At 74.7% G+C, this 20,166-nt stretch carries 21 protein-coding genes; 4 read left to right on the forward strand and 17 right to left on the reverse strand.

Annotated features, from left to right (window positions below; genetic code table 11):
- Positions 1-69: 69 nt before the first annotated feature.
- From ABZ444_RS20600 to ABZ444_RS20635, 8 genes are all read right to left on the reverse strand, one after another.
- On the reverse strand, positions 70-597 hold the full coding sequence (locus tag ABZ444_RS20600) for an EF-hand domain-containing protein (protein WP_357999035.1): 528 nt from the start codon (positions 595-597) through the stop codon (positions 70-72).
- Between the two features lie 183 nt (positions 598-780).
- Complete coding sequence (locus ABZ444_RS20605; RefSeq protein ID WP_357999038.1) at positions 781-1,239, reverse strand: hypothetical protein; 459 nt, start codon at positions 1,237-1,239, stop codon at positions 781-783.
- Entirely contained in the window at positions 1,236-2,156 is a 921-nt protein-coding gene (locus tag ABZ444_RS20610) for a Gfo/Idh/MocA family oxidoreductase (protein ID WP_357999041.1), read from the reverse strand. Before ABZ444_RS20610 ends, ABZ444_RS20605 begins: the two co-directional genes overlap by 4 nt.
- Positions 2,153-3,331: an Ldh family oxidoreductase gene (locus tag ABZ444_RS20615; RefSeq protein WP_357999044.1), complete on the reverse strand. Its 1,179-nt coding sequence runs from the start codon at positions 3,329-3,331 to the stop codon at positions 2,153-2,155. The genes ABZ444_RS20610 and ABZ444_RS20615 overlap by 4 nt, the downstream gene beginning before the upstream one ends.
- Positions 3,328-4,614 carry a M20/M25/M40 family metallo-hydrolase gene (locus ABZ444_RS20620; protein WP_357999047.1) on the reverse strand — a complete coding sequence of 429 codons (1,287 nt, stop codon included), beginning with the start codon at positions 4,612-4,614 and terminating at the stop codon, positions 3,328-3,330. The genes ABZ444_RS20615 and ABZ444_RS20620 overlap by 4 nt, the downstream gene beginning before the upstream one ends.
- Positions 4,604-5,452, reverse strand: a complete 849-nt coding sequence (locus ABZ444_RS20625) for a sugar phosphate isomerase/epimerase family protein (protein ID WP_357985436.1) — start codon at positions 5,450-5,452, stop codon at positions 4,604-4,606. The genes ABZ444_RS20620 and ABZ444_RS20625 overlap by 11 nt, the downstream gene beginning before the upstream one ends.
- On the reverse strand, positions 5,433-6,455 hold the full coding sequence (locus ABZ444_RS20630; protein WP_357999050.1) for an oxidoreductase: 1,023 nt from the start codon (positions 6,453-6,455) through the stop codon (positions 5,433-5,435). The genes ABZ444_RS20625 and ABZ444_RS20630 overlap by 20 nt, the downstream gene beginning before the upstream one ends.
- Before the next feature lie 157 nt (positions 6,456-6,612).
- Positions 6,613-7,485 carry an alpha/beta hydrolase gene (locus ABZ444_RS20635; protein WP_357999053.1) on the reverse strand — a complete coding sequence of 291 codons (873 nt, stop codon included), beginning with the start codon at positions 7,483-7,485 and terminating at the stop codon, positions 6,613-6,615.
- A gap of 78 nt (positions 7,486-7,563) precedes the next feature.
- On the opposite strand from ABZ444_RS20635, the gene ABZ444_RS20640 reads away from it, so the two are divergent.
- Positions 7,564-9,507 carry a BTAD domain-containing putative transcriptional regulator gene (locus ABZ444_RS20640; protein ID WP_357999056.1) on the forward strand — a complete coding sequence of 648 codons (1,944 nt, stop codon included), beginning with the start codon at positions 7,564-7,566 and terminating at the stop codon, positions 9,505-9,507.
- Positions 9,508-9,553: 46 nt separating this feature from the next.
- Positions 9,554-9,997, forward strand: a complete 444-nt coding sequence (locus ABZ444_RS20645) for a PaaI family thioesterase (protein ID WP_357999059.1) — start codon at positions 9,554-9,556, stop codon at positions 9,995-9,997.
- A gap of 58 nt (positions 9,998-10,055) precedes the next feature.
- Here the strand turns inward: ABZ444_RS20645 and ABZ444_RS20650 are convergent, their stop codons facing one another.
- The 7 genes from ABZ444_RS20650 to ABZ444_RS20680 all read right to left on the reverse strand — a co-directional run bounded on the left by ABZ444_RS20650 (position 10,056) and on the right by ABZ444_RS20680 (position 15,142).
- A complete protein-coding gene (locus ABZ444_RS20650; RefSeq protein WP_352353089.1) occupies positions 10,056-10,187 on the reverse strand; it encodes a bacteriocin in 132 nt (43 codons plus the stop codon).
- 109 nt (positions 10,188-10,296) lie between these two features.
- Positions 10,297-10,791, reverse strand: coding sequence for a hypothetical protein (locus ABZ444_RS20655; RefSeq protein WP_357999061.1), 495 nt, complete (start codon positions 10,789-10,791; stop codon positions 10,297-10,299).
- Between the two features lie 56 nt (positions 10,792-10,847).
- Positions 10,848-12,029, reverse strand: coding sequence for an SMI1/KNR4 family protein (locus tag ABZ444_RS20660; protein ID WP_357999064.1), 1,182 nt, complete (start codon positions 12,027-12,029; stop codon positions 10,848-10,850).
- Positions 12,030-12,117: 88 nt separating this feature from the next.
- A complete protein-coding gene (locus tag ABZ444_RS20665; RefSeq protein WP_357999067.1) occupies positions 12,118-13,086 on the reverse strand; it encodes a TIGR04500 family putative peptide maturation system protein in 969 nt (322 codons plus the stop codon).
- The gene (locus tag ABZ444_RS20670) at positions 13,083-14,060 is read right to left on the reverse strand and encodes an MvdC/MvdD family ATP grasp protein (RefSeq protein ID WP_357999070.1); all 978 of its coding nucleotides are present in this window, start codon (positions 14,058-14,060) and stop codon (positions 13,083-13,085) included. The genes ABZ444_RS20665 and ABZ444_RS20670 overlap by 4 nt, the downstream gene beginning before the upstream one ends.
- A 63-nt stretch (positions 14,061-14,123) precedes the next feature.
- On the reverse strand, positions 14,124-14,276 hold the full coding sequence (locus tag ABZ444_RS20675) for a hypothetical protein (RefSeq protein WP_357999073.1): 153 nt from the start codon (positions 14,274-14,276) through the stop codon (positions 14,124-14,126).
- Between the two features lie 146 nt (positions 14,277-14,422).
- Complete coding sequence (locus ABZ444_RS20680) at positions 14,423-15,142, reverse strand: amino acid racemase (RefSeq protein WP_357999076.1); 720 nt, start codon at positions 15,140-15,142, stop codon at positions 14,423-14,425.
- A gap of 110 nt (positions 15,143-15,252) precedes the next feature.
- On the opposite strand from ABZ444_RS20680, the gene ABZ444_RS20685 reads away from it, so the two are divergent.
- Positions 15,253-16,293, forward strand: a complete 1,041-nt coding sequence (locus ABZ444_RS20685) for an AsnC family transcriptional regulator (RefSeq protein WP_357999079.1) — start codon at positions 15,253-15,255, stop codon at positions 16,291-16,293.
- 18 nt (positions 16,294-16,311) lie between these two features.
- On the opposite strand, the gene ABZ444_RS20690 is transcribed toward ABZ444_RS20685, so the two are convergent.
- Both ABZ444_RS20690 and ABZ444_RS20695 read right to left on the reverse strand, forming a co-directional pair.
- Positions 16,312-17,487, reverse strand: coding sequence for an amidase (locus tag ABZ444_RS20690; RefSeq protein WP_357999082.1), 1,176 nt, complete (start codon positions 17,485-17,487; stop codon positions 16,312-16,314).
- A gap of 112 nt (positions 17,488-17,599) precedes the next feature.
- Positions 17,600-18,475, reverse strand: a complete 876-nt coding sequence (locus ABZ444_RS20695; protein WP_357999085.1) for a LysR family transcriptional regulator — start codon at positions 18,473-18,475, stop codon at positions 17,600-17,602.
- 117 nt (positions 18,476-18,592) lie between these two features.
- On the opposite strand from ABZ444_RS20695, the gene ABZ444_RS20700 reads away from it, so the two are divergent.
- Positions 18,593-20,155 carry an amidohydrolase gene (locus tag ABZ444_RS20700; protein WP_357999088.1) on the forward strand — a complete coding sequence of 521 codons (1,563 nt, stop codon included), beginning with the start codon at positions 18,593-18,595 and terminating at the stop codon, positions 20,153-20,155.
- The last annotated feature ends 11 nt before the right edge of the window (positions 20,156-20,166 follow it).

The raw sequence follows: 20,166 nt of genomic DNA on the forward strand, positions 1-20,166 counted from the left end.
CGGCTCCCTCGGCAGAGCCGCCCCGGAGACAGCGGCTCTGGGCGACCCTTCGGCCTGCTCGGGCCTAGGTCACCTGCCGAGCAGAGGGATGTCGTTCTTGCCGAGGTGGTAGTCGCGCACGGCGTTGACCAGCTCGGAGACGGAGAGTCTGCCGGTGCCGTCGGTGTCCATCTCCTGGAAGGCATTGGCGGCGACCTCGCCGTCGAGCCCGATGGCCGCGAACCACTTGGCCATCTCGGAGGAGTCGACCTCGCCGTCGTTGTCACGGTCGAGGACGTTGACGATGGCCTGGATGGTCGGGCCGACAACCTGGGCGAACCCGGCGTCGCCCTTGCTGATGATCTCCTGCTCGGCGGCCTGGAGGAACTGGTCCTGGTCGAGCCGCGACGCGCCCGCGGCCCGCGCGAGGTGGTCGAACATCGCCAGGTACGCCTGCTTCAGCTGCTGCGCCTGCGGCGTCCCCTGCACGCCCAGGCCCTCGATGATGCCGTCGGCCTCGTTCTCGAAGTCGGAGCGCTCGATCGCGCCGGAGCCGTCGTTGTCCCAGAGGCGGAAGCGCTCTTCCAGCCGGCTGGTCGTCTTGGTGCCCGCAGCCATTGTCCGTCCTTTCGTGACACGCGCCCGCCCGCCGTCGTGGGGATCATCGGGGGGAAGGACGCGACCTCTAGTGGGGCTCGAAAACAAGCGGTTCCCACTACTGTGCGCAATCAATAGATTACCCTGAGTGACTGAAGGTAAACCAGAGGTAACGGAAAGTAATCGGAAGTCCCTAGAACGGCTCTACAGCAGGGGCCAGCGGAAGACCCGGGCGCCGCCCTCGTCGGGGTCCTCCGGGAGTGCCTGGCTGAACACCAGCGGCTCGCCCGGCATCAGCCCCAGCTCCCGGCCGGTGACGGCGGGATCACTGTGGATCAGCACGTTGTAGTGGTTGGGCAGGTGGCAGGCGTCGAAGCCGAGCAGCACCCCGACCCGGCGCCCGCCGATCCAGACCTCGTCGCCCCGGTCCAGCACGCCGGCCGCGACGATCTCGGCGAAGCCCAGGAAGGCGACCCGGTCGATCCTGGCGCCCGCGTCGGTCTCGGTGTGGTCGGTGGCGACCAGCTCGTGCACCTCGCCGGCGCGCACGCACCGGCTGGCGTGCGGTTCGAGCCGCATGCCGCGGTCCTGCCTGCGGTGCACCAGCACCTTGAGCAGCGTCCCGGTGACCGCGGTCTTGGGGCCGTCCTCGTCGGGGTTCACGCGGCCCCCCGTCCCGCGCCGGCCTTCTCCAGGCGGTAGACGTCCTCGACGAAGCGCAGGGCGGGCAGGCCGCCCTCGCCGTCGGGGGTGCCGTAGCGCACCGAGCGTTCGAACGCGGCCAGCACGCCCTCGTACTCGTGCCACAGGGAGTTCTTGAAGCCGGAGTGGCCGGCCAGCATGTCGGCGTACAGGGTGCGGCCGTCGGCCAGGCGCACCTGCAGGTCCTTGCGTTCGCCCGGGTAGGACCAGTCGAGCAGGATCCGCGCGCGGGCCGCGCCGGCGCGCAGCTCGACGTCCGCCTGCCGGTCGGCTCCCGCGGCGTCCCGGTCGACGTGCGCGGAGACGACGTGCGCCGGGCCGAGCAGCAGGTCCACCAGGTCGTAGGCGTTGGGCCCGTTGTCGGCGACGCAGCCGCCGCCGCAGCGCCGTACGTCCAGGTACCAGGAGTCGTCGCCCGCGTGGTCCTCGATGCGTTCCAGGTAGCGCACGGTCAGCTCCTCGACGCGGGCGCCCGCGCACGCCGCGCGCAGCCGTCCGACGGCGGAGTTGTAGCGCCGGTGGAAGGCGGTGAACAGCGGCACGCCCGAGCTCGCGGCCAGCTCCGTGAGCCGCCTGCCCTGCGCGGCGTCGAGGGCGAGCGGCTTCTCCACGCAGACCGGGATGCGCCGCTCCAGCGCGTCGGCGCAGACCCGGGCGTGCAGGTCGTTGGGGACGGTGACCACGACGGCGTCGGGCCGTTCCTCCTCCAGCAGCCGGACGTGGTCGCGGTAGCCGGGGACGCGGTGCCCCTCCAGGGCGCGCGGATCGGTGTCGCACACCGCGGCCAGCCGCAGCCCGGACGAGCTGTGCAGGGCCGCCAGGTAGAACCGCGAGATCACGCCGAGCCCGATGACCGCGACGCGCAGCCGGGCGCTCACCGCTCCACCACCAGGGCGGGGGCGTCGAGTCCGGTGACGGCGGCCAGGGCGGCCAGCTCGTCGTACAGGTCCGTGGCGAGCGGGACGCCCGAGCGCCGGTGTTCCTCGGCCCGGCGGTGCTCGTGCCAGCCGGGATAGCTCACCGGCGAGCCGGGGTCTGCGGGCGGGCAGCCGAGCAGCGCGCCGAACATCGTGGCCGCGTCGCCCTCCATGCCCTCGCGCAACGCCCCCGGCGCGACGGCCAGGGCGAGGAAGCCGACGTCGTCGTCACGCCCGGTCGGGCCGCCGTCGCCGGCGTGGGCGTCGGGGTGGGCGCCGAGACCCGCGCCGGACACCAGCGCGGCCAGCACCTCGACCGCCACCCCCAGCCCGAAGCCCTTGTACTGCCCCGCCTGGCCGCCCAGCCAGAGCAGGTGCGCCCGCCCCTCGTCGAACGCCGCCGCGTCGGTCACGGGAGCGCCGTCGTCGCCGGCCAGCACCCCTTCGGGCAGCTCGTCACCGTGCCGCGCGGCCTGCCTGACCCGCCCGGTGGGCATGGCCGTCGTGCTCATGTCCAGCACGAACGGCGGATGCCCGCCCGCGGGGGCCGCGACGCTGATCGGGTTGGTGCCCAGCATCGCCACCGCGCCGCCGGGCGGTCTGGCGATGCGCTGCCGGCCGCAGTTGCTCGCGATGACGCCGACCATGCCGTACTCGACCGCGCGCAGCGCGTGGTGTCCGGCGCAGCCGAGATGGGTGCCCCCGCGTACGGAGACCAGGCCGACGCCGTACGTCGAGGCGCGGCCCGCGGCGATCTCCATGGCCAGGCCGGCGGCCCACAGGCCCAGCGCGCGATCGGCGTCGAGCAGCACGGCCGCGCCCCGGTCGGCCAGCACGGACGGCTCGGCCAGCGGATCGACCCGCCCCTCGTCGAACAGCGGCAGGTAGAGCCGGGTCAGGTTGGCCAGGCCGTGCGAGGTCATGCCGACGAGGTCGCCGTAGCACAGCGCGGCGGCGGCCTCGCGGGCTCGTTCCGGGGCCAGGCCGCGGGTGGTGAACACGGCGGCGACGAAGTCCAGCAGGTCGTCGTGGCGCACCCGTACGGCGGCCCGCGCCGGCTGCCGGGCGACCCTCGGGACCGGCGGGTACGGCTGCGCGGGCGGTGCGTCCGTCGCGGGTGAGGCGGTGGGGTTCATGCTCCTCGTCCAATCCTGTCGTCGGTGAAGGCGATCATCAGCCGGGCCACGGCGGCGGCGAACCCGGCGAGTTCGGCGGCCCGCGCGAACTCCCCTTCGGCATGGGCGTTGTTGCCGGCCAGGTCGCCCGGCCCCAGGACGACCGTGCAGGCGCCCTCGACGCCCGCCATCCAGATGGCGTCGCAGGTGAACGCCGGCTCTCCGGCGGGCCAGGGCGGGATCCCGGCCCGGTCGCGCAGGAGCGCGTGCCCCCACGCGTCGCGGTCGTCGAGCACGGGCAGGCGGCGCTTGCGCCACTCCAACCGGGTGACGGCCCTGGCGTCGCGGGCGGTCCTGGCGAACAGGGCGGTGCCGCCGAAGGCCGCCGCGAAGGCCGCGAGCCCGTCGTCCAGGGCCCGTGCGAGGTCCCCTTCCAGGCGCCGTCCGGTGGCGGGGGTGGCGTAGGGCAGGTTGAGCAGGAGGGAGCCGCGGCCGTACACCTGGTTGTGGCGGGTGCCGGTGTGCAGGCCCGCCACGCACACGGTGTCCGGGTCGAGCGCCCTGGCCAGGTGCTGGGCCAGGAAGCCGAGCAGGACCGTGGCGTTGTGCCCGGCGGCCGGGCGGTCGTCCACGGCGTGGTCGCCGTCCACCACGATCCGCGCGGTCGCGGCGGCCGTGCTGCGCGGCAGGAACCGTACGCCGGTGGGCTCGCAGAAGACGTTGAGCCGCCCGACGTAGCCGCGTTCGACGAGCGGGCGGGTGCCGAGCACGCCCATGGCCCCGCCCTCCTCGCCCGCCACGGCCTGGATCAGCACCCCGACCTCGCGCCCGATGGCCGGACGGCACGCGCGCGCCGCCCGCAGCCCGGCCAGCAACGCGACGGCCGGGCCCTTGGCGTCGATCGCGCCGCGGCCGTGGAACCGTTCGCCGTCGAAGCCGGCCGGTCCGCCGCCGGCGACCGTGTCGAGATGCACGTTGAACATCACCGTGCGGGACGCCGGGAGGCCGGGGCCCAGCCGCAGCACCAGGCTGGGCTGGCCGTCCAGGAAGCCGGGCAGGTCAAGGGCCTCGCGCACGGGCGCGGGGACGTCGGCGCGGTCCAGCTCGGCCGGGCGCACCGAGGTGTGCCGCACGGTGCGGAAGCCGAGCGGCGCGGCGGCCCGCGCGTACTGCTCCTGGGCCTCGCGCAGCCGCGGCGGCGGTCCGGCCGGTCCGGTCTCCAGCGGGCCCGCCGTGGGCAGCCGCAGCAGCCTCAGCAGCAGGTCGCGCTCCACCGCGTCGAGAGGCACGGCGTCAACGTCCATCGACCTGCCCCACCAGCCGTTCCAGCGCCCGCCCGTACCGGACGAACGCGGCCCGGTCGCCGGCGCCCGGGTCGTCGAGGTGGGGGCGCAGCCGCAGGTGCGGCTCGATGGACAGGGCGCCGGCGTAGCCGTGGGCGGACAGCAGGCGCAGGCACTCGGCGACGCCCGCCCGCCCCTCGCCGGGCAGCACGTAGACGACCTCGCCGCCGGGCCCGGTGACGGCGTCCTTAACGTGGACGTGCGCGACGTACGGGACGACCTCGCGCAGCATCGGGGCCGCCGGGTAGCCGTGGGCGACGCCGTTGCCGATGTCGAACAGCAGCCGCAACGCCGGGCTGCCGATCCCGGTGACCAGGTCCAGCATGCGGTCGGCGCGGTCGCCCGCCCAGCCGGCGCAGTTCTCGTGGACCAGCAGCAGGCCGGCGTCCTCGGCCCGGCGGGCCAGCTCGCGCAGCCGGTCGCGGACCCTTCGCCCCCACTCGGGCTCGGGCAGGCCGCCCGAGGGGAAGGACATGATCCGCACCAGCCGCGTCCCCAGCACGGGGCAGCGGCGCGCCAGCACGTCGAGCTCGGCGAGGTCGAGCGCGAAGTCGCCGGTCACCGGCCGCGACCAGTCGCCGATCTTCGAGGCGACCGCGACGACCTCGGCCCGCGCCTCGCGCAGCCGCCGCGCCGCGCGCCGGAACGCCTGCTCGCCGAGCGCGGCGACCGGCACGCCGTCGACCGTGCGCAGCTCCAGCCGGTTCCAGCCCAGCTCCCCCACGGCGGCGAGCTGGCCGTCGAGGTCGGGGGCGGCCTCGTCGCCGATGCCGGCCAGCTCAGGAGGTGGTGCCTGCACGCGGCGCCTCCTCACGCCCCGGCTCGTGCGCCGCGCACAGGTGCTTGGCCTCGGTGAGCAGTCGCACGGCGTCGACCTGGACGGGCAGCGCGCCGGGCGAGCGGCGGGCGCGGGCGTAGCGGCGGTAGGCGGCCAGCAGGAAGGCGGGCAGGGCGTCGTCGGTGAACACCGTACGCCGTTCGCCCTCGGCCGTGGCCACCCTGAGCTGGGCGGTGTGGTCGGCGTCGCTGCACGGGTAGTGGCCGGTGAGCGTGCCGTGCTCGAAGTGCAGGGTGATGCGCCGCTCCCGGACGGGCGAGGTCAGGTCGGAGTCGATCTCCGTGCGCACCCCCGAGTAGTGGTCGAGCCGCAGCCTGGCCCGGCCGAGCCGGGGCAGCCGGAGGCGTTCGGTGACCATGTCCTCCCAGGACGCCGCCGAGATCCGGGCGCCGCCGGCCAGGCTGAGCACCACGGCGAGCGCGTGCGGCATCTCGATGTCGAAGGCCGTGGTGGCGTCGGGACGCGCCGCGCTGCGGGTGAACCTGGGCTTGTTCTGCACGACCCGGATCTGCCGCAGGGGGCCGAACTCCTCGGCCCGCATCGCCGCCCGCAACCGGCCGGTGAGCGTGCTGTCGAGCCAGTGGGTGGCGACCGTGAGGTCGAGGCCCCAGCGCCGGCGCACCCGGGCCACGGCGGCCAGCCCGACCAGGTCGAGCGCGAGCGGCTTCTCCACGATGAACTTGCGGTAGCCGAGCGGCGCCAGCCGGGCCAGCATCCCTGCCCTGACGTGCGGCGGGGTGCACAGGTGTACGACGGTCCGGTCGGGCGGCGCCAGCGCGGCGGCCTCCTCGGGCGACCCGGCCGTCACCGCTCCCCGCACACCGCCGGGCGGCAGGAGGGGGTCGAGGACGACGACCGGGTCGGGCGCCAGCAGCCCGGGGGCCGCCTCGCGCACCTTGGCCAGGGACGGCAGATGCAGCCCTGCGCCGGACCTGCCCATCCCGACGATGAATGCGTGCAACATGCTGGCGAGCGCCTCTACTCCGTCGCGTACTCGGCTTTCCGGCCCGTACTTTTCCCGCCGGAAGGACGACCTCATTTGGCGCTGTCATTGTCGAATAACTTACCGTGACATGTCAATTACTTTAAGTTACGAGACTGCCCCTGACCAGGAGAGCTGGCTACCGGGCCATGAGCTCGCGGAGCGCCCGGGCGATCTCGGCGGGAGACTCCTCGGCCATGAAATGTCCGCATGTGACCGTGTCGTGCCGCAGGTCGGGCGCCCAGGCCCGCCACAGCGCCGCGGCGTCGTAGCCGAGGGCGGCGCCCCAGTCCTGCTGCAGCACGGTCACCGGCATGCCCAGCCGGTTGCCCGCGGCCAGGTCGGCGCGGTCGTGCTCGACGTCGATCCCGGCCGAGGCGCGGTAGTCCGCCACGATCGACGGCACGGCGGCCCGGCAGGCGTCCAGGTACGCGGCCCGTACCTCGGCCGGGATCGCCGCCGGGTCGTTGGTCCACAGGTCGAGGAAGTGGCCGAAGAAGGCGTCCGGGCTCGCGCCGATGAGCTGCTCGGGCAGGCCGGGCGGCTGGGCCATGAGGTAGAGGTGGAAGCCGACGGCGGCGGTGACGCCACGCATGACGTCCCACATGTCGAGGGTCGGCAGCACGTCGAGGCAGGCCAGGTGGCTGATCGCCGCCGGGTGGTCGAGGCCGGCGCGGAAGGCGACCAGCGCGCCGCGGTCGTGCCCGGCCAGGGCGAAGCGCTCGTGGCCGAGAGCCGCGGCCAGGGCCACCACGTCGGCGGCCATGGTCCGCTTGGAGTAGACGTCTCGGCCGGTCTCGGCCGGTTTGTCGCTGGCGCCGTAACCGCGCAGGTCGGGGCAGATGACGGTGTGGTCGGCGGCCAGGTCGGCGGCGACGTGCCGCCACATCAGGTGGGTCTGCGGGAAGCCGTGCAGCAGCACGATCGGGCTGCCCGAGCCCCCGACGGCCGCGTGCAGCATGACGCCGTCGGCGACGGGAACGCGGCGGTGGTCGAATCCGGGGATGGTCATGAGGTGCCCTCCTTCGATGGGTGACCGGGTCGGTTCCCAGCGTGCCGGGGGCGGATGAGCATCCGGTGAGCAGGAAGGATGGGGGGCGTGTTCGGGGTGCTGGGGCCGGTGGCGGCCTGGGACGACGAGGGCGAGCCGATCCCGCTGAAGGGGCCGCGGCACCGCGCCGTGCTGGCCCGGCTGATCGTCGCCCGGCGCCGCGTCGTCCCGGTGACGCGCCTGGTGGCGGACCTGTGGGACGATCCGCCGCCGGACGCGGTGGGCGCGGTGCGCACGTTCGTGGCCGCCCTGCGCCGGGCGCTGGAGCCCGCACGCCCGCCGCGCGCCCCCGCCCGGCTGCTGGTCACCGAGGGCCCCGGGTACGCCCTGCGCGCCGATCCCGACGCCGTCGACGCCTGGCGCTTCGAACGGGCCGTGACCGCCGGCCCGCCGGAACCGGCCCGGCTGGCGGAGGCGCTCGGCTGGTGGCGCGGCCCGGCCTACGCCGAGTTCGCCGACGAGCACTGGGCGCGCGCCGAACGTGCCCGCCTGACCGAGCTGCGGCTGCACGCCGTCGAGCTTCGGGCCGAGGCGCAACTGGCGCTCGGCCGGGCCGCCGAGGCCGTCCCCGACCTGGACTCGCACGTCGCCGAGCACCCCTGGCGGGAGGACGCCTGGCGGCTGCTCGCCCTCGCCCTCTACCGCACCGGACGCCAGGGGGACGCCCTGGCGGTGCTGCGCCGGGCGCGGACGCTCCTGGCCGAGCACCTCGGCGTGGACCCCGGGCCCCGGCTGCGCCGCCTGGAGTCGGACATCCTGCACCAGGACCGCGGCCTCGCCGCCCCCGCCGACGCCACGGCCCGGGTGTGGGCGCAGGCGGCCGAGGCGTACGACCGCACGGTGGGGGCCGGGGCCCGGGCGCGGCTGGAGTCGACGGTCGGCCTGCTGCGCAACCTCGCGGTGACCGGGGGCGGCGGCCTGGAGGCGGCACGCGGGCACCGTACGGCGGCCATCGCGGCGGCCGAGGAGCTGGGCGATCCGGAGCTGACCGCCCGGGTGATCGGCGCCTACGACGTCCCGGCGATCTGGACCCGGTCGGACGACCCCGAGCAGGCGGCCCAGGTCGTCGCCGCGGCGGAACGGGCCCTGGCCGGACTGCCGCCCGGCGCGCCCGAGGCGGCGCGGGCGCGGCTGCTGGCCACGATCGCCGTCGAGTCGCGCGGCACCCGGTCGGCCCGGGGCCCGCTGGCCGCCGCCGAGGCCGAGCGCATCGCCCGCCGCCTCGACGACCCGGCGCTGCTGGCGTTCGCGCTCAACGGGGTGTTCATGCAGGCGTTCGAGCGGGCGGGGCTGGCCTCCTACCGGGACGGGATCGGGGCCGAGCTGGTCGCGTTGTCGGCGCGGCACGGGCTGGTCACGTTCGAGGTGCTGGGGCATCTCGTGCGCGTCCAGGCGCTGGGGGCGCTCGGCGAGTTCGGCGCCGCCGACCGGCACGCGGCCGCCGCCGACCGGCTGGCCGAACGGAACGAGCTGCCGCTGGTCAGCGTGTTCACCGACGGGTACCGGGTGTTGCGGCAGGCGGCCGGCGGGCGGGTGCCGGCGGCCGAGGAGGAGGCGGCCTACCGGGCGGCCGCGGCCCGGCTGGACGACGTCGGCATGCCGGGGTTGCGGCGAGGGCTGCTGCCGCTCGCGCTGCTGTCCGTACGGGTGCGGCACGGCCTGCCGATCCTGGGCGAGGCCGATGGAGGCGCCGTGGAGTGGGGGCCGTACGAGCCGTGGGTGCGGCCGCTCGTCCTGCTGGCGGAAGGGCGCGGAGCGGAGGCCGCCGAGGCGGTCGGCCGGATCCCGGAGCCGCCCCCTGACCTGCTGATGGAGGCCATGTGGTGCCTGGTGGCGAGAGCCGCCGTCGCGGTCGGCGACCGGCGGGCGGCGGCCCGCGCCCGCCAGGCGCTCACCCCCGCCGCGGCGGAGCTGGCCGGAGCGGGCAGCGGCCTGATCACGCTGGGCCCGGTCGCCGGTTTCCTCGCCGAGCTCGGGGACTAGCCCCATGGCCGCCGGACTGTCGGTGGCGGGCTGTTCAATGGCGGGCATGACCACGCACGCGGACAGGCGCGGAATGTTCTGGGACATGGTTGCCGGGCGGGTGCCGCCACCGCCGGCGGCGGCACTGCTCGGCTGGGAGCTCGTCGAGGTCGATCCGGAGGCGGGCACGATCGAGGTGGCGTTCCGGGCGGGCGAGCAGTTCGCCAACCCGGTCGGCGTGGTCCAGGGCGGCTTCCTGGCCGCGATGCTCGACGACACGCTGGGGCCCGCGCTGGTGGCGACGCTGCCGGAGGACCAGTTCGCGCCGACCCTCGACCTCCATGTGCAGTTCCTGCGTCCCGCGCGGCCCGGGCGGCTGGTCGGGCGGGGGCGCGTGGTCAGGCGCGGCAGAGACGTGTGCTTCCTCGCCGGGGAGCTCCTCGGCCCGGGCGGCGACCTCGTGGCCACGGCGACCGCGACCGTCGTGATCCGGACGATGAGCCGGCCCTGATCCGGCGCGAGGCCGGGGCCACCCCTGTGTGGGGCGGCCCCGGCGGCGTGCCGCGTGGTTACGGCAGGGCGTCGATGACGGCGTCGCGCCAGTCGTAGTTCATCCAGTCGTAGTTGGCCCACATGCCGCCGGTGACGGCGGCGAGCTCGTTGTCGTCGAGCTCGCGGGCGCCGGTCTCGAAGTCGTTCATCTGGGAACGTCCCCCTCTGTCGTGGTGAATGTCGCGCACTCACGGTCGCAGGAGGCACTTGGGGGCGTCTTGGCGATCACTAGGAGCGGGCCGCGTGCCCGCTTGCGCCTCACTGAACGAGCGGCCAGGTGACGGCGCAGACCGCGAGGGCGACGCCCGCGGCGACGATCGGGACGGCGCGGGCGACGTGCGGCATGGTCGTCCAGGCCGCCGCCGGGTAGGCGATCAGGCCGCTGAGGATGATGAGGGCGAAGCCGCTGCCGGAGCCGTCCGAGAGGAGCACCAGCGCCACCTGCCAGACGGCCACCAGGAACAGCGCGGCCATCAGGGCGGCCCGCCACGCCGGTCGCACCCGCAGGAGGCGCAACAACGGCCAGGCGGCGGCCACCGCCACCCACCGGCCGTACTCCCAGACCAGGAAGAGGTAGCCGACGCAGCCGGTGTACTCGCCGCAGTAGCGCGCCTGCGACGAGGGGATGAGGACCGGCATCACGATGGCCCAGGTGAGGAGAGCGACGGTGAGCGCGGCTCCCACCACGGCGGCCAGGACCAGCCTCATGGCCACGCGCCGCCCGGACGGCGTGGTCGCCTGCGGAGCGATCATCCACGCATCGTGGCACCCACGGCCGGCGATGTCGACGGGTGGTGACTGCGGGTGGGTCAGGGGATGGTCCGCTCCAGTTCGCCGATGACCGCCTCGGGCTTCCAGTAGCCGACGGTCCCGCCGGTCTCCAGGGCGTCGGCGGTCGCCTTCAGCAGCGCGTGGTAGGAGCGGATGCGGATCCCGCCGGGGGTGAAGCTCATGCTGCCCTCGTGGTCGGTCTCGCCGACGTCGCGGCGTACGGAGTCGATCACCAGGCTGTTGCCCATGCCGTCGTAGCCGACGGGGATCATGCGTCCGTCCCACCATTCGGTGCGGGGGTCGTCCGAGTCGTCGGTGTCGTCGATCTCGCACAGGGTGCGCCAGTGGTCGCGGATCTGGCGGATGGTGGCGTTCACGTTGCCCAGGAAGCCGAAGGGCCAGGTGCCCTCGGTGTTGACGGAACCGTTGTGGCGCAGCAGCGAGGCCCGCAGGTCGTCGGGGAAGGACAGGCCCGTCTGCGCCTCGGCGACCGCGATGGTCCGCGCCCTTCCCGGCGCGCCGAGCGTGCGGTAGCTCTTGGGGGCGTTGGCCTTCAGCCACGTCTCGATCCGCCGCCACTGCCGGTTCACCGCGCGGGTGACCTCGGGGTTGATCGCGCGTACGTGCGGCTGGGCCGTCCCGGGGGTGCAGTCGGCGTCGGCGGCCGGTTGCCGGGCGGCAGGCGGCTCCTGCGACTCGGCGTGCTGCTGCTCGGCCTGAACCGGCTCCGCGGCCGGTCCCCATTCGATGTCCGGGTCCACCACGCAGCGGACGCCGGCGTTCGCGTAGGCCGGGGCGCAGCCGCCGAAGTGTTCCTCGGCCGGGTAGCCGCCCTTGGAGAACACCGCCCACTCCAGGACCTGCGCGCTCCCGGCCAGCAGGACGACCGCCAGTGCCACCGCGGCCCAGCGGTTCAGCCGCCGCCGGGTGGGGCCGTCGAGGGGCTGCCGCTCCGCGAGGAAGGCGGCGACGGCGGGGTGGTCGAAGAAGCCGGCCGGTCTGGTGGCGTAGCGCTCGACGTCCGCCTTCGTCGGCGTGCCGAGGATCGGGACGGGCGGCCACGGCGGCGGAGCGTCCCGCTCGGGAGGCGGTCCTTCCAGAGCCGGACGCTCGCCGGGCGGGGCGGGGTACGGCGTTCGCGAGCGGCGGAGGAACCCGACCGCCGCCACCGCCACGGCCGCCGCCGCGAGCGCCCACCACAAGCCCCGAGAGGTGATCATCCGCCGCACGTGCGGCACAGTACCCGAAGGCACCGACATGCCCGGATAAATCACTTCAAATGGTCCGGCGCTGAGGGCGCCGGACGCGTCAGAGCCAGTGCCAGGTGATCCGGGCCTCCCGGGCGGCGCCGGTCAGCCACTCCTCGAAGGCGGCCTCGCCGGCGGCCTTCAGCGTGGCCGCGTCCGCCACGGCCTCCTGCCGTTCGACGACCTGGCCGGTCAGGAAGCCCTCCGCGAAGGGGACCGGGCCGGCGGCGCCACCGGCCGGCACCTCCCGCAGCGGTACGGGCAGCTCGCCCGCCCACGTCCGGGCCCTGGTCAGCCGCAGGTCCCAGCGGCCGGCGAGAGGCCCGTCGAGCTCGGCGGCCTCGACCGGGTCGTCCGACAGCACCCAGGCCGCCCGGACCCGCGCGAACCGGTCACGATGGCGGTCGAGGTACGCGGGAGCCAGCTCGGCCCGCTTCCGGCCGCGGAACCGCTGGTCCTTGGCGGTCATGGTCATGTGGTCGTGGAACGCCTCGGCGCTCATGCCCATCCGGTCCAGCCACGCCGCCATCGTGTCGTGGCCGAGCAGGCCGCGCCGCCTGCGGAACCCGTCCGCGGCGGCCTGGACGTCCGCCAGGCCGACCTCCTCCCGCTCAGCGGCGTTGCGCAGCACGCAGAACCGCACCAGCTCCTCCTGCGGCGACATCCCGGGACGCGCCAGCGAACGCAGCATGAGCATCGCCTCGGACACCGACACGTGCGTCCCGTCCACGGTCAGCACGAAACCGGCGGCCCAGTGGGTCGAGTGGTCGACCAGCCAGGACGTGCCGTCCTCGGCCTGCACGCCGAGCATGATGGTGCCGCCCGACGGGTGGTCGAGCAGCAGGTCGTAGTCGACGACCGGCGAGCCGGGACGCGGGCTGGTCACGAGCTGGGCGCCGAGCCGCGGGTGCGCCTGGGCCCAGGCGGCGGCGGTGCGGCGGGCCTCCTCCACGGCCGAACGCCGGCGGGTCAGCCCGCGCAGCAGGTTCACGCCGCTTTCGAGGGCCGGCCCGAGGGAGAGCTGAGTCATTGCGCGTCCGTTTCTCCGGCGGTGAGCCAGTCGGCGATGGCGTCGCTGATGGGCAGGCCGGTCAGGTCTTCGATCCAGGCCCACTGGCCGTTGGGGTTGATCTCCAGGAAGACGTACTCTCCGTCGGGGGTGAGGATGAGGTCGATCGCCCCGAAGGACACGCCGAGCGCGGCGACCAGGTCGACGCAGCGGCGGGCGACGTCGTCCGGCAGGTGGTGCACGCTGTGGCGGGCGCGGGCGAAGTCGTAGTGACGCCAGTCGTCGCGGGTGCGCGGCGAGTCCTGGGAGGCGATCTCGGCGGAGAACACCTGCCGTCCGACCACGGTGACCCGCAGCTCCACCGCCTTGGGCACGTACGGCTGGAGGATGACCGGCTCGTGGCCGATCCGCCCCCGGCCGCCGAGTGACCGCCGGGTGACCACGGTCGTGTAGACGGCGTGCGCGCCGCCGTCGATCTCGAACAGGGTGTGCTCCATCGCCTTGGCGATCAGCCGCCCGTCCGCGTGTTCGTAGGCGGGCACCAGCTCGGACGGGTCGTTGGTGATCACGGTCCGCGGCACGGCGAAGCCCAGCCGCCGGGCCAGGGCCAGGTGGACCAGTTTGTTGTGCGCCCTGCGCAGCACCGGTTGGCGGGCCGGCAGCCAGCGCGCGTCCAGCAGGTCCCAGAAGCCGTCCGTGAACCACTCCGACAGCTCGTCCACCCGCGCGCGGAGGTCGCCCGCGGTGACGTCGTCCGCGGCGCGCGGGCGTCCGGGGCGCCGGGTCCAGACGGCCGTCGTGCCGGAGAGGTCGAAGATCTGCCCGTCCCTGGTCAGGACCAGTTCCTCACCGTCCGCACCGAAGCGCGCGGTCAGCCGGGCGGCGGACGGGTACTCGCCCGGATCCCACCACAGGACGTCCGCGCCCCGGGCCTTCAGCTTGGGCAGGACCAGGTCCACGGTCGCGTCGCCGGGCTCGCTCAGAATCAGTAGCACGTGTCCCCCCAGCCGCGTGGGAGGAAGGCACGCTCCCTCCCACGCGACCGCGAATCGTCTCTATCAGTAGTCGGAGACCCAGTCGGTGGGCGGGTTGCCGTTGGTGCCGTAGCAGCGCTGCATCCGCATGCCGCCCGCGACGAGGCCGAGATCGGCCTCGTCGATCACCGCCAGTTCGTCACCCAGATCGTCCAGACTCACGATCTTCTTGCTCATGGTCGATACCTCCCTTCACATCGAGCTGCGAGCCCCCCGGCTCGCGGACGTGCGGACACGTCCTCAGCTCATGCGCCAAGCCCACCATCCGGCGTTTGGAAGTGGCTTGGATGTGACTTGAGGGGCGGGAGTGAACCGACGCCGGCTCAGGCGCGAATGGCCAGCGCCACGCGGACGACCTCGCGGGCCAGCAGGCGGGCGGGATCCACGACGGGGACCGGGACCGTGGCGGGGTCCAGGGCGAGCAGCACCTCCGTGCACGCGGCCACCACGCGCCGCGCGCCGCGCGCGGCCATCGAGCGGGCCTGGGCCGCCAGCGCGTCGGCGTGCTCCCGGCCGGCACGGCCGCCCTTGACGGCGGCGATGGCGGCCATGACCTCGCGCTGGCCGGGCTCGTCCGGCTCGACCGGGGTCACGCCGTGCCGTCGCAGCGCGGGGCCGTACAGGTCGGCGCGGAGCGTGCCGGTGGTGGCCAGCAGCCCGGCGGCGGGGACGCCGTCGGCGGCGAGAGCGGCGGCGGTGACCTCGACGATGCTGACCAGCTCCAGCCCGGCCTCCTCGGCCAGGCGCGGCACGAACGCGTGCGCGGTGTTGCACGGCACCGCCAGCACCTCGCACCCGGCCCGTCCGAGCGCCTCGACGCCGCGCCGCAACTGCGGGGTCGGGTCCGCACCCTGCCCGAGCAGGCTCGTCGACCGGTCGGGGACGCGGGGGTCGCCCCAGATGACGACCGGCACGTGCTCCTGGTCGCCGGCGGCGCCGGTCGCGGAGGTCTCCTCCACGAGCTTGCCGTAGAAGTCGACGGTGGCGGCCGGGCCCATGCCGCCCAGCACGCCGACCATCCTGGCCCGGCCGAGCGAGGTCATCCGCGGGTCTCCCTTTCCTGTGACTCCGCCTGACGGCGGTCGGGCCCAGGATCCCGGTATAGGGTGTCCCGACCGCTGGAACGCAGTAATCAGACATCGAGGGAGGATCCGTGCAGGATTCCGGCGTGCAGCCGCCGTCGCTGCTGGCCGAGTCCGACCTCGAGCTCATCGACGCCCTGCAGATCAGTCCGCGGGCGAGCTGGGTGGAGGTGGGGGCGGCCGTCGGGGCCGACCCGGTGACGGCGGCGCGGCGCTGGCAGCGGCTCACGAGCACCGGCGAGGCGTGGACCACGGTCGCCCTCGGCCCCCGCCAGATGCACGCGCTGAGCATGGCGTTCCTGGAGATCGACTGCGCGGCGGGCGCGGCGGCCGAGGTCGCGGCGGCGCTGGCGCGGGAGCGCCATCTGATCACCGTCCAGCACGTCGCCGCCGGGCACGACCTGTTCGTGATCGCGGTGGCCCCGTCGATGCCGGCCCTGGCCGACCACGTGCTCACCGCGCTGCCCCGGGTGCCGGGCGTGGCCAAGGTCCGCACGCACGTCGCCACGCGGGTGTTCGAGGCGTCGTGCCGCTGGCGGTTGCGGGTGCTGCCGCCGCGCACCGCCGCCGCCCTGGCCAGGCGGCCGGCCGCGCCGGAGTCGACCAGGGAGATGGACGAGATCGACCGGCGGCTGTTCACCGCCCTGCTCCCCGACGGCCGCGCGCCCTACGCCGAGCTGGCCAGGGCGGTGGGCACGTCCGAGCGCACGGTGCAGCGCCGGCTGACCAGGCTGGTGGCCACCGGCGACCTCGACTTCCGCTGCGACCTGGCACGTTCGCACGCGGGCTGGCACTCGGCCGCGCTGCTGTGGCTGCGGATGCCCGACGCGCTGCTGGAGGAGACCGGCCGGGCGTTGCTCGGCTGGCCCGAGACGCGGACGTGCGCGGCGCTCGCCGGGCCGCGCAACATGCTGCTGACGGTGGGCCTGCACGGCGTGGCCGACCTGCATCCGCTGGTGGTGCGGCTGGAGGAGCGCTTCCCGCACGTGACCGTGGCCGACCGGCAGATCGTGCTGCGCCAGTCGAAGCTGTACGGGCGGCTGCTCGACCCGTACGGCCGGTGCGCCGAGGTGGTGCCGGTGGATCCGTGGAGCCTGCCCCGGGCGTCCTGACCAGCGGATCCTTGAGGATCAGCGCGGCTCGGGGATCGTCCCGCCGCGGGCCTCCCTGCACATCGCCGCCCGCAGCACGGCGGCCTCGCTCGTGGCGACGAGCTGCAGGTCGCCGACGGCCAGGGCGGGCAGGCCGAGCGCCGACACCGTCGCGGTGATCCGGCCGACCTCGCCGCGCACCCGGGCCTCGTCGCAGCCGACCCGGGGCGCGGGCGCGCCGAGCGTCGGCATGACCAGCAGGTCGATCCCCTCGATGGCGGCCACGAACGCGGCCCGCAGCGCCGCCAGCCGCTCGACGGCCCGCCGGTACTCCTCGTGGCCGACGCCGCCGGCCGCGGCCAGCTTGGCCCGCACCCCGGGGCTGTAGCGGGCGGCGCACTCGGGGAAGGTGCCCTCGTGCGTCCGGCGCGCCTGCGCCCCCACGATCGTCCAGTACGGTTCCAGCACCTCTGCGGGCAGGGCCACCTCGCGCAGCCGCGCGCCCAGCTCGGCGAAGTCGCCGGCCTGGCCGCAGCCTTCCGCGACGCCCACGACCAGCCCGGCCAGCGAGTCGGGCGGCTCGACGGCCCCGCCGGTCAGCGCCTGCCAGACGCGGGCGCAGTCGGCGACCGACGTGGTCATCGGGCCGACCACGTCGAAGGCCGGGGCGAGCGGCGCCACCCCGGCGGCGGGCACGGCCCCCGAGCGGGGGCGCAGACCGACCACGCCGCAGCAGGCGGCGGGCATGCGCACCGAGCCGCCGGTGTCGGTGCCGAGCCCGAACCGGGCGATCCCGGCCGCGAGCGCCGCGGCGGTGCCGCCGCTCGAACCGCCGGGGGTCAGGTGCGGGTGGCGCGGGTTGCCCACGTCGCCCCAGTGCGGGTTCTCGCTGGTCACGCCCCAGGCGAACTCGTGCTGGTTCGCCTTGCCGACCAGCAGCGCGCCGGCCTCGTCCAGCAGTTCGACGCAGCGGGCGTCGGCCAGGGCGGGTTCGGCGCCGTACAGGGCGGAGCCGCGGGTGGTGGGCAGGCCGGCCACGTCGATCATGTCCTTGACGACGTACGTCCAGTTCCGCAGGGGGCCGTCCGGTGTGCCGCGGTCGTCGCGCCCGAGGCGGTCGAGGACGGGCTCGGGGCCGGCCTCGATGAGGATGTGGTGCCCGCTGTGGAGGCGGATTGCCTCGGCGGACTGGGCGATCGCCGCCTCGCGTTCCACGGTGGAAGATCTCCTTAGCCTTGCGCGGGCACGGCGACGCCAGGTGGCCGCGGCCCGGGGGGATGATCCGGCACATGCTGGCAGATGGGCCCCGGCCGCGTCGAGGGGCGGTTCAGACGGTCAGCTCGTCCAGCAGCCACTGCAGGCGGGCGGTCTCGCGGTCGGGGTGGACCAGCGTGAAGATGCTCCGGCTGATGTTGAGCCACGGCACGTCGACCACCACGACGTCCTCGCCGTGGCCGCGCAGCGCAAGGTCGGGGACGAGGGCCGCGCCCACGCCCGCACCGATCAGCGACAGGGTGATCTTGAAGTCGTCGGAGTGGCAGACCACCCGCGGGTGCAGGCTCCAGTGGGCGAACAGGGCCTCGAAGAGGGTGGCGTCGCTGCTGGCCGGATGGTGCATGATCCATGGCAGGTCCACGAGCTGCTCGGCCCGGTACGGCGACAGGTCCGGCCAGAGCCCGGGCAGGACGAGCCGGTACCGGTCCTCGGCGATCCACCGCCTGGTCAGCACCGACGGCCAGGACAGCCCGCTGTTGCCGACCTGGTAGACCACCGCGGCGTCCATCTCGCCGCCGCTGCCCAGACGGGCGATGAGCTGCGAGGACTCGGCGACCGACAGCCGGATCCCGGCCCGGTCCTCCGGTTCCATCTCCCGCATGACGCCGGCCAGCACGTCGGTGAAACTGGGGAACAGCCCGAGCCGGATCTGCGGCTCGCTGTTGCGGTGGACCGCCTGGACGGTGGCCACCATGCGCTCGATGTCGGCCAGCACGGTCTCGGCCTGCCTGGCCAGCACCTCCGCCGCGCTGGTCGGCAGCACGCTGTGCGCGAAGCGGTCGAACAGCCGCACGCCGGTCTCCCGCTCCAGCGCGGCCATCTGCTGGGAGACGGCCGAGGAGGTGTAACCGAGCCGGTTCGCCGCCGCCGCGAACGACCCCAGACGCACGACCTCACGCAGTGTGCGCAGATGTTCTGGCTTGAGCATAAGCGTTCCTTGCTCTCAGCGCTGCTAAATGTCGTGTTTATATCGCTTCCTACTTCTTTCCGCCACTTCTACAGTGAGCCGCACCACCCCACCCGAAACCCCTGAGAGATCCATGACATGCGCGTATACCGCAACGCCACCATTCGCACCGGCACCAACGGCGCCCCCGCCGCCCAGGCCATGGCCGTGGACGGCGAGCTGATCGTCGCCGTCGGAACCGAGGCCGACGTGCGCGCGGCGGCGGGCCCGGGAGCCGAGCTGGTGGACCTCGACGGCGCCGCCGTCCTGCCCGGCCTGTACGACGCGCACATCCACACGGCCCAGTACGCCCAGAGCCTCGGCGCGGTCGACCTGCGCGACGTGCGCTCCCTGGACGAGGCCCTGGCCAAGGTGGCCGAGCACGCGGCGACCCTGCGGCCGGGTGCCTGGCTGTTCGGCGGCCGGTGGAACAGCAACATCTGGAACCCGCCCGTCCAGCCCGACCGCAAGGCCCTCGACTCGGTCTGCCCCGACCTGCCGGTGGCGCTGCCCAACGTCGACGGCCACACCGTCTGGGCCAACTCCGCCGCCCTGCGGATGGCCGGGATCGACGCCTCCACCCCCGACCCGGTCGGCGGCGAGATCGTCAGGGACGCGTACGGAGAGCCCACCGGCATCCTGCGCGAGTCCGCCTCCTACCCGCTGCGCGCTCTCATGGTCTCCGGCGACCTGCGCGACCGGCTGCGCGCCGGCCAGGAGGAGCTGCTGTCGTTCGGGCTGACCAGCGTGCACGACATCGACGGCGAGGACTGCCGGGCCGCCTACCTGGAGCTGCGCGACGCCGGCGAGCTGAAGATCCGCGTGCACAAGGCGATCCCGACGGTCGCTCTGGATGCCGCCATCGCCGAGGGCCGCCGCACCGGCCAGGGCGACGACTGGGTCCGCACCGGGCCGGTCAAGGTGTTCAGCGACGGCGCGCTCGGCTCGCACACCTGCCACATGCACGAGGCGTTCGCCGGTGAGCACGACAACACCGGCATCGCGGTCACCCCGTACGAAGACCTCGTACGGATCTTCAGCAAGGCGGCGGCGGCCGGCATCGCGGTCGCCACGCACGCCATCGGCGACCGCGCCAACCGGCTGGTCCTCGACGCCTACGAGGCGATCGGGACCACCGCCGGCCTGCGGCACCGCATCGAGCACGCCCAGCACCTGCGCCCCCAGGACCTGACCAGGATGGCCAGGCTGGGCGTCGTCGCCTCGATGCAGCCGGTGCACTGCACCACCGACATCGCCCTGGTGGACTCGCTGCTCGCCGGCCACGACCTGGCCTCCTACGCCTGGCGAGGCATGCTCAACGCCGGGGTCGCGCTGGCCTTCGGCTCCGACGCGCCGGTGGAGAGCCCCGACCCGTGGGCCGCACTGTACGCCGCGGTCACCCGTACCCGGCAGGACGGCACGCCGGCCGGCGGCTGGCAGCCCGAGCAGCGGCTGAGCATGGCCGAGGCGATCACCGCGCACACCCTCGGCGCCGCTTACGCGGCCGGCGAGCAGGACCGCAAGGGCGTGCTCGCGCCCGGCATGCTCGCCGACTTCATCGCCGTGGACACCGACCCGTACCTGGAGCCGCCGGAGGCGGTGCTGCGCACCCAGGTCCTCACCACCGTCGTCGGCGGCGAAGTCCGCTGGCAGCGATCCTGAAGGAGCACCCC

It is taken from the genome of Nonomuraea sp. NPDC005730, from assembly GCF_040630865.1.
Taxonomy (GTDB): domain Bacteria; phylum Actinomycetota; class Actinomycetes; order Streptosporangiales; family Streptosporangiaceae; genus Nonomuraea.